8 protein-coding genes are annotated in these 7,948 nt (G+C 58.3%); 2 read left to right on the top strand and 6 right to left on the bottom strand.

The genetic code is table 11. From position 1 onward, the window contains the following. The first annotated feature begins 2 nt into the window (after nt 1–2). Together ACV22V_RS31905 and ACV22V_RS31900 are read left to right on the top strand one after the other, a co-directional pair. Nucleotides 3–134, top strand: coding sequence for a head decoration protein (locus tag ACV22V_RS31905; RefSeq protein ID WP_448016679.1), 132 nt, complete (start codon nt 3–5; stop codon nt 132–134). Between the two features lie 141 nt (nt 135–275). After that, nucleotides 276–2,006: a right-handed parallel beta-helix repeat-containing protein gene (locus ACV22V_RS31900; RefSeq protein ID WP_448016677.1), complete on the top strand. Its 1,731-nt coding sequence runs from the start codon at nt 276–278 to the stop codon at nt 2,004–2,006. 292 nt (nt 2,007–2,298) lie between these two features. Here the strand turns inward: ACV22V_RS31900 and ACV22V_RS31895 are convergent, their stop codons facing one another. The 6 genes from ACV22V_RS31895 to ACV22V_RS31870 all read right to left on the bottom strand — a co-directional run. Then, the gene (locus tag ACV22V_RS31895; protein WP_448016676.1) at nt 2,299–2,616 is read right to left on the bottom strand and encodes a hypothetical protein; all 318 of its coding nucleotides are present in this window, start codon (nt 2,614–2,616) and stop codon (nt 2,299–2,301) included. Nucleotides 2,617–3,112: 496 nt separating this feature from the next. Then, complete coding sequence (locus tag ACV22V_RS31890) at nt 3,113–3,736, bottom strand: Fic family protein (RefSeq protein ID WP_448016674.1); 624 nt, start codon at nt 3,734–3,736, stop codon at nt 3,113–3,115. A gap of 4 nt (nt 3,737–3,740) precedes the next feature. Continuing rightward, nucleotides 3,741–3,929: a hypothetical protein gene (locus ACV22V_RS31885; RefSeq protein ID WP_448016672.1), complete on the bottom strand. Its 189-nt coding sequence runs from the start codon at nt 3,927–3,929 to the stop codon at nt 3,741–3,743. Nucleotides 3,930–4,602: 673 nt separating this feature from the next. Continuing rightward, nucleotides 4,603–5,628, bottom strand: a complete 1,026-nt coding sequence (locus ACV22V_RS31880; protein ID WP_448016670.1) for a pentapeptide repeat-containing protein — start codon at nt 5,626–5,628, stop codon at nt 4,603–4,605. 25 nt (nt 5,629–5,653) lie between these two features. Continuing rightward, the gene (locus ACV22V_RS31875) at nt 5,654–7,162 is read right to left on the bottom strand and encodes a hypothetical protein (protein ID WP_448016668.1); all 1,509 of its coding nucleotides are present in this window, start codon (nt 7,160–7,162) and stop codon (nt 5,654–5,656) included. Continuing rightward, the coding region (locus tag ACV22V_RS31870; protein WP_448016667.1) for a DUF2345 domain-containing protein at nt 7,159–7,948 on the bottom strand (790 nt) is incomplete at its 5' end. The genes ACV22V_RS31875 and ACV22V_RS31870, both read right to left, overlap by 4 nt.

Genomic DNA, 7,948 nt, shown 5'->3' with positions numbered 1-7,948 from the left:
ATGTGAATGCTGCAGTTGTGGCTCGGGACGCCGAATTTAACGCCTCGGAGCTTCTCTGGGATCCCTCGATGAATCCCGGCAACAAGGCGACTGCCCTCAACCAACTCGCGAAGCAAGGCCTGATTAGCCGGTGAGTGCGAAGCCCCAGCCGGCGGTGGGCAAAAACACCGGCAACTGCTGACGTTCATGGAAGCGGGCGCTCATCCGGGCCTTTCGGCCGGCCAACCCCGCGGCGGGCGGCAGTAATCCTTGTTATCCAATATAGGAGCGCAGTAATGTCAACTGGCGCAGGCGTAAGACTTACGGGGTTCCCGCCAGCGAGCGGTTTCACCGACACCGACCTATTGTTTATGACGCAGTCCGGCGTGACGGTGAAAGGAACCGTTGCCCAATTACGAACGGCACTGGTTGCAAATCGACCTGTCGAAACGTTCGTCTCCGGAACGAATTTCACTCCGGGTACAACGACGTCGTTGACGCTCGCTGGCAGTTACGGATCTATCAACGCTATCGATGTCTATTTCGATGGTGTTCCGCAACTCGATTGCACTCTCAGCGGGAAAACGCTCACATTCAATCCCGTGATCCCGTCGGGCACCCAGCAAGTCGTTGTGAAGGGCGCGAATGCTGGATCAATCGGCACACCTTCCGACGGCACGGTAGGCGATTCGAAGCTCGCTCCGGGCTCGAAGACCTACAACCGCGCGAACGGTATGTTGGCAGTGGTCGATTTCCCGATGGTCAGCGTATCCGTTCAGGACGACACGAGCGCCGTGCAGGCGGCATTCAATCTCGCGCTGCACACCGGGCGTCCGGTCCAGTTGCCATTTGATCGCGACGTGTACATCACAAGGCCGATCGATCTCAAACCAATGGCCCCTCCGTCGACCTATAGCGGTCAGGTGGGAATCCACACGGCCCGCGCGAATGCCATTCTGCTGCAAGGTCAAGGTGGCAGGGCGATCAAGGCGGCGCCGAATTTCTCCGGCCAATACATGCTGCAGTTGATCTTCGATTCAACTAATAACTGGATCGCACCGATGTGGTCCGGGATGCAGGACTTCATTCTCGACGGTAGCGGCGTCGTGGATACCGCGCTCATCTCGAACTACTGCATGAATGTGCAGCTGCGCCGGATGCGTGCGACTGGCGTCAACACGGCGTTCCAATGGATTGGATACGGCGTAGCAGAGATTGACCGCTGCCAAGCCTTCGCGGGGACGTGCGTTGACATGTCCCAAGGCGGAGGCGACAGCTTCATTCAGAACTGCGACTTCTACCCGACCGGGAACGGCGTACTGATCGGCCCGAGTGGAGGCGACCTGTCGCTGCGCGATACCGTGTTCACCCGACAGGATGCTGATTTTCCGTCGAGCTCGCAGCCAATCGCGGTCGCCTCGACGATCACCGCGACTGAGCTTCGCGACATCCGAGTTCGCAACTGCGAATTCGCGGGGATGCTCTACGGGGTTTCGCTGTCAGGGTCTGGTGGCCAGACGGTGAAGCGCGTCGTGATCGAGGGATGCCATACCACGCCTTCTTCCGGCGGCGCATTGTGGACCGGCTCACTTGCGCTGATCAAGAACGCACAGGAAATCGATATTTCTGGGAACTTCGTTGGGTACCCGGGCAATCCGCCAACGAATGGCACGCCGCTCGCAGGCGTCGGCTTGGTCAATTGCAGTAACGTCGGCATTCGCGGAAACCAATTCAGCTACCTGACGGCGCCGGCCGTGATTGCGACGTCTTGCAGCGGCCTGAACATCAACGATAACCGGTTGAACAACGTCGCGATGACCGACGGGACGTGGACGGCGCTTTATCTGCAAAACGTCGCGAACTCGACGGTATCGATTAATACGGCGCAGAAGACGCAGCCAACGGCAGGCCAAGTCTTCATCACTGAGCTTGGCACCTCGACCGGCAACAAAGGCGTCGGAAACAACGCGACCGGTTTTACGACGTTTGCATCGCTCGCCTCCGGATCCACGTCCACCTATAGCTGACAACAGACACCTTCAATAAGGCTACATACGATATGAAAAGGATCTTACCGATCGCGCTGCTCGCGCTAGTCCAGCACATCGCGTTCGCCACGACAATGGTACCTCCGTCCCTGCTCAATCCAACTGGCTCGTCGGCCGGTCAGGCGATCGTTTCGACGGGCTCGTCCACCTCGCCGGCGTGGCAGTCAGTCGTTGATTCGATCATCGCAGGGTCAGGCGTTACCATCAGTGGCGCGACGGGCAACGTCACGATCTCAGTAACGACCAACGGCGTCACGCTCAGTCAGCTTGCTCAGCAGCCGGCCAACACGGTATTGGCCAACGCAACCGGCTCGACGGCGAACGTTACGGCATTCGCGATGCCGGGCTGTTCGACGAGCTCGAGCGCGCTCACGTGGACGAGCAGCACCGGCTTTACGTGCAACACCACCGTCAACGCCTCGACGCTTGGCGGAACAGCTGCCGCGTCATATGCGTTGCTCGCGTCGCCGACGTTCACTGGAACGCCGGCAGCGCCGACCGCAACGGCCGGGACGAGCACTACGCAAATTGCGACGACCGCGTTTGCGCAGAACGCCGTCACCGGCGGCGCTAACGCCGGATCGTTCACGACGCTGTCAGCTACGAGCCTGATCACTCCATCGAGCACAGCTGGAATAAAGGGCACCGCTACCAACGACAATGCGAACGCAGGTATGCAACACTGCAAACTGGGGCACCGATTTATGGGCTGGTAATCAGCATGAGCCCACCATTCACAAGCCCCTCTGAGCCTCGCGAAATCGATAGAATCCGCCGGATCCTCGCTGCGGTCGGCATGCCGTCGACCTTGATGGAGACGTTACCGCCCAAATCTCCGATGTTCGGGTGGAGCGACCATCCAGGGCCACATGCGGCAGTCTTGTTAGTTGCATCCAAGCTTTCAAAATAGGACATCGTCTAAAACGTGAGTGTTTCGATGGTCACGCCGTAGCACTGCGATGCGATGCAGGAAGAGGCTGCGTCCGATCGATCGGACGTCATTTCCCCGACAGGCGTTGGTAGCTTGGCCCTGCGAACTCGGCGTGTTGCATCGTCACCGCTGACGACACCCCGATCTCAGCAAGCTAGCTTGCTGCACTTGCAATCTGTTCTTCAAGCAAACGACTGATTAGACTTGTCAGAGAATCGAGGTCCAGTTGAACGCCACTGGCCTGAGAGCGATCCGCCACCTTTAAAGCGGCTACGTACTCGCCCCTGTTGTCACACAGCAACTCCGGGAGCGTCTTCTTACCCGGCAGCGCTCCACCGAGCTTCAAACAGGCGACGAAGTATGCAGCGGCGCGCGCGGTTCGCCCATTCCCATTTACGAATGGATGGATATGATTGAGGCGCCATAGAACAAAGGCGGCCAGCTTGGGCGCATCAAATTTGTTCCATCTTGAGTTGACATAGTGGACGAAGTGTTCCATCTGCGCCGGCACTGAATGAGGCATCGGGGGTCGATGGTCGCCCTCATCCTTCCCCAGTTCGACGACGCATGGCCGGTACTCCCCTGCATAGTCATGCAGGCAGGCGATAGCATGGTAGTTCAGCGCCTTAATGACTCTTTCCGAGAGCCATTGCTGTTGGGCGCCCTTGGCGACTTCGATCAGTGATAGCAGGAAAGAGAATTGGCGGGCAGTGTTGGCAACCTCTAGCTGCGTGTAATGCTCGTTCTTCTCGTTCTGCGCCAGCTCCCAAAGGATCATACCTTCAGACGGCAGCGTGCTGCTTCAGCAGATGCTCAACCTTCTCGCGCGTCATACCTTCGCGCTGCCCCATGACGCTATAAACAAACGACAGGCGCTGCTGTTCAATGTCCGCCGGGGTCAATTGCTTCTTTGCCGCTGCCGCAAGACGGGCGAGCAGCTTGCCATCTGTTTTCCTGGCAACAACCTTCATAGTTCGTTCCTTGGCACGACCGCACCTGTGGATAACCTGCTTACGAAGCTACGGATAGGTGCGAACGGCAAAATTTGGACGTGAAAAAAACTGCCAGAGGGCAGTTATCCACAGGTGACATCCGCGCATCGAAAAATTCAGCGGCGAGATCCGCTCGACCAGCGCAGTGACCGAACTATAGCAAATTGCTTATTTTTGAGCCTGGGAAAATTCGGTGCCAAATCGCCCATCGCGACTTAGGTGATATACGACGCCCAACTGTGTCGGTCGCCAGCCTCACGCATTCAGCCTGCAGATGCTCCATCGCATCTGCTGCTTTCCGGTCGAGCGACTGCTCGCGGCGCGCGCTACGCTCGACCCGAACGCGGAGCCATCGCACAAAGCCATCAAACTTGCCCAAGTCACTCCTTGGCGATTGCCGTTCCCGGATTGCTTGCTGCCTCGCTGGTGCATAATGCACGCGATTCAGGTGACGCCTCCACACGGCCTAGTGAGCACATCGTTAATGGGTAGCCAAATGGGTAGCTAGCGAAGCACACAAACTGAAAAATTAACACAAGTCATTGATTTTCAATAATTATTGCGATAACACCAAAGCAGTACGATATCGTGCTGATGTAGCATTCCGCCCATTCGCCGCCGGCCTCGCCGCGCGGCGAACCGTGCGGCAACCTCAGCCCTGATCCGTAGGGTTATAGCTCCAGATCACGAGCCCCCAGTTTGTCGATTTGATGTCGGGAAACCTCTCCCCCGCGTTGAAATAGCGCCGCCCCTGTTCGCTGCCCAGTGCGGGACTGACCCACCATCCGCTCTGCGGCACGACGTCACCGGGCCTCGCCTTCAGCTTCGCCGAGGCATTTGGCCGGACAGGTTCGCTCGAACCCGATGTAACAGGACACCATTCCACGGCGAGCTGGTTTTCCGTACTACCTGCGGCAACCACCCGGCGAGCCTCCGGCGTATCGTCGAACCGCGTCCGAAAAGTCGTCTCGCCCTGTTGTACGTCACCAAAGGTGCCTCCCATAAAGCGCACGCCCGACAGATCCGCCCCCCTGAAATCGACCCCGCTCATATCGCAATTCTCAAACACGGCGTCAGTCAGTCGCGCGGCGTCAAACCGAGATGCAGTGAGTCTGCACTCGACGAAACGAGTTGCCACGAAATCGCATCGCGTTGTCGTATTCCAGCGCCACTCGTTTCGCTCAGCCAGCACCCCGGAAAAATTGCATTCCACGAGCTCCGACGAATTCAGACTTCCCTCTGCCATCGTCACACCGGAAAGATCGCTATTGCTCAATTTGGCATGCTCGATGAACGATTGCCGGAATCGCGCATGGCGAAAGTCGGCACCCGCGCCGTAGACCGGGAGCATTTGCGCCAGGTGAAATCCGCACCTTTTGAAGGAGACACCGTCCAGAATCGCGTGTTGAAACCCGACTTCATCAAATTGCGCTCCATCGAACGTAGCAAAGGCGAGATGGCTGTAGCTCAAGTCGAGATTCGCGAGCTTGGTATCCGGGAGCGATGCTCCTCGAAGATCGATCGTCGGCGATCCATCCAGTACATGGGGCAGCGAATCGCACAGCGGCACCCATTCATCCTCCGGCAACGCGCCCTTGATCGCATCGAGTAGGTCCTTGTACTTCCCGACGTTCCATCGATCGCGCAATTCCCGCACTTCGGCGGCGTTCATCTGCATCCAATTTCTCCGGACAATTTTGTGATTACCTTGGCAATTTACGCGCCATCAATTTTCCGCTTCGGCTCGTCACCACTTCATAGACTGCCTCCACCTGCTCCGGCCTAATCCTTCCTGGCACTGCAATTTCCACCTCGCCGTGTACAGCGTTTCCGCCAAAGCTGCCGTCGGGCTTTCGAACGCGGCCTTCTAGTGCAGCATTCACGTCATAGCCCTTCACATTCTTCAGTTCGATCACAAATCCGCCTTCATCAGCCCACAAGATCGCACCTGCCTGACCGTCGGGTGTCATCAGCATGACCGTCGTCCCACGAAACGCGCGATCATGCGCACCGCCCGCATGTTCGACCAGGTCAATATTGTTGCCTCGTCCCGGCAGACCCTCTTTATAGATCTTTGCTGCGACCTCTTGGGCGGATATCTGCGCGTCGACGCCGAGCGTGGCCCGGTCGGCCCCGTGATACAACTTGTCATAGAGTAACGGCTTGATCTTTAAGCCGTTCACCACCGCATACTCTTCACCCGGTGTATGTACCTCCTCGATCTTCACGTTCGGCTGACCGGGCGGCGGCGGTGGCACATCCGGCTTGTCCTTGCGCACCGGCGCGGACCCTGTTCTCGAACTTCCGCCCCCGCCCTCAGCACGGTGCGTTGCAGGATCGCGAAGCGTCGCACCAGGCGTGTCATGGATCTCCTGCTTGAGCGGCGCAACGGCCTGCGGCTTCGTCGTCGTCACGCCTGCGGATACCACGTGGCTGTCCTTGGGTGCCTCCTGTGCCAGCAACCGGTCGAGACGCTGCTGCAACTCCGCCACGGCCCTCGGAATCTGCTGGATGCCTTCCTGCTGTACAGCGTAGAACCGCTGCTCCCACATTGATAGCTTCTGGATCAAACGCTGAACCGACTCGAGATGGTCTGCGATCCTGACATGCAACACACGGGCATTCAGAAGCTTGCTGCGGACTTCCTGCACGATACCGATCAGCTTGCCCGTGGTCTGCTGAAGAATTTCGAGCAGCGACTTTTCATAGTTGGCAAACTTCACACCCTTCAGAAACTCCAGGATATTGCCTTTGACGAACTTGTTGAGAAAGCGGACCATTTCCGCCAGCTTTCCCGATTCCTCGATCAGCATCAGCATCACGGCACGCAACGCCGCCGCGAGTTCGTCACCCATGATGCCGGTGACCACCGCGCCAACACCCGCGGCAACCGCACCGGCAGCAGCCATCACGAGCGGCAAGGCCAAGGCAATCAGGCACGCGCACAGCAGAATCCACTCCGATACTTCCTTGCGTCGCTCCGGATGCGTGGAAAGACGAATGATGATGGCGACTGCATCGCGCGCACTCGTGACGATGATGACGCCCGGCACGAAATTCGCGAGCATTTCAGCGACGATCACGGAGAACGGCCGGTCCGGAACGAATTCGCCCAATAGGAAATCCTTCAGCCAGTTGAAGGTAGCGGCTGCATCCCCCAGCACCTCTTCCCAGATTGCGTCCAACAGACCGCTGCTTGACGATTCGCTCATGCTCTCGCACCCGGATCGATATCGTTGGAATTACCTGTGTCGACCACAGGCTTTGCCGTGACCTTGATCGACTGAAACTGGCTCCAGTCGGAATCGGCCCTGATGCCGACTTCAGACTTCGGCGGACTCTTGTCTGTTAGGTATTGGACTTTTGCGCTAGTGCCGGCCGGTACGCCACTGATCTTCGCATAGCCGTCTGCATCCAGTACGCCATGTTTGACGGAACCGTCACTCAGCGTCATTTTGTATTCCACACCAGGGCTAGGGCGACCGTAGGGATCGACCAAGCGGAATTCCAGATCGGTCGGCGCCGCTGCACCTTGGGGTATATGCGGCATGACGAAGTTTGTGCTCGCCGGCCCAGCGAAGGTGTGTGACGCGCCTTTCACGTCGATTTTCCCGGGCGCATGGATTTCAACATCGCCACCTTTGATCCAGATATACGCACCGCCGCTCGTCAGCAGAATCCCCTGGTCAGCCGCGATTTCGATCCGATCGGTTGCGGACACAACCTTCATCGCCTTCTGCGCAGTGACTTCGACATTGTCCGACTGCGCCTGGATCTCGACCTTGCCCTTGCCCGCGAACAGCTTCATCCCCGCGTTCTGCGCGAACAGGCTCAGCTTCTGCCCGATGCTGCCGATCAGCGACTTGCCCGTCGCGACGTGCACGCTCTGTCCGCTCGCGACGTTCACGTGATCGTTCGCGACCAGGTGCAGCGACTGCTGCGTCGACATCCCGATCCCCGACGGGCTGCCGAACAGCATCACCGGTTCCTTGAACGCA

The organism is Burkholderia sp. AW33-5, from assembly GCF_053427615.1.
This window is presented reverse-complemented; position numbering and strand designations above follow the sequence as displayed.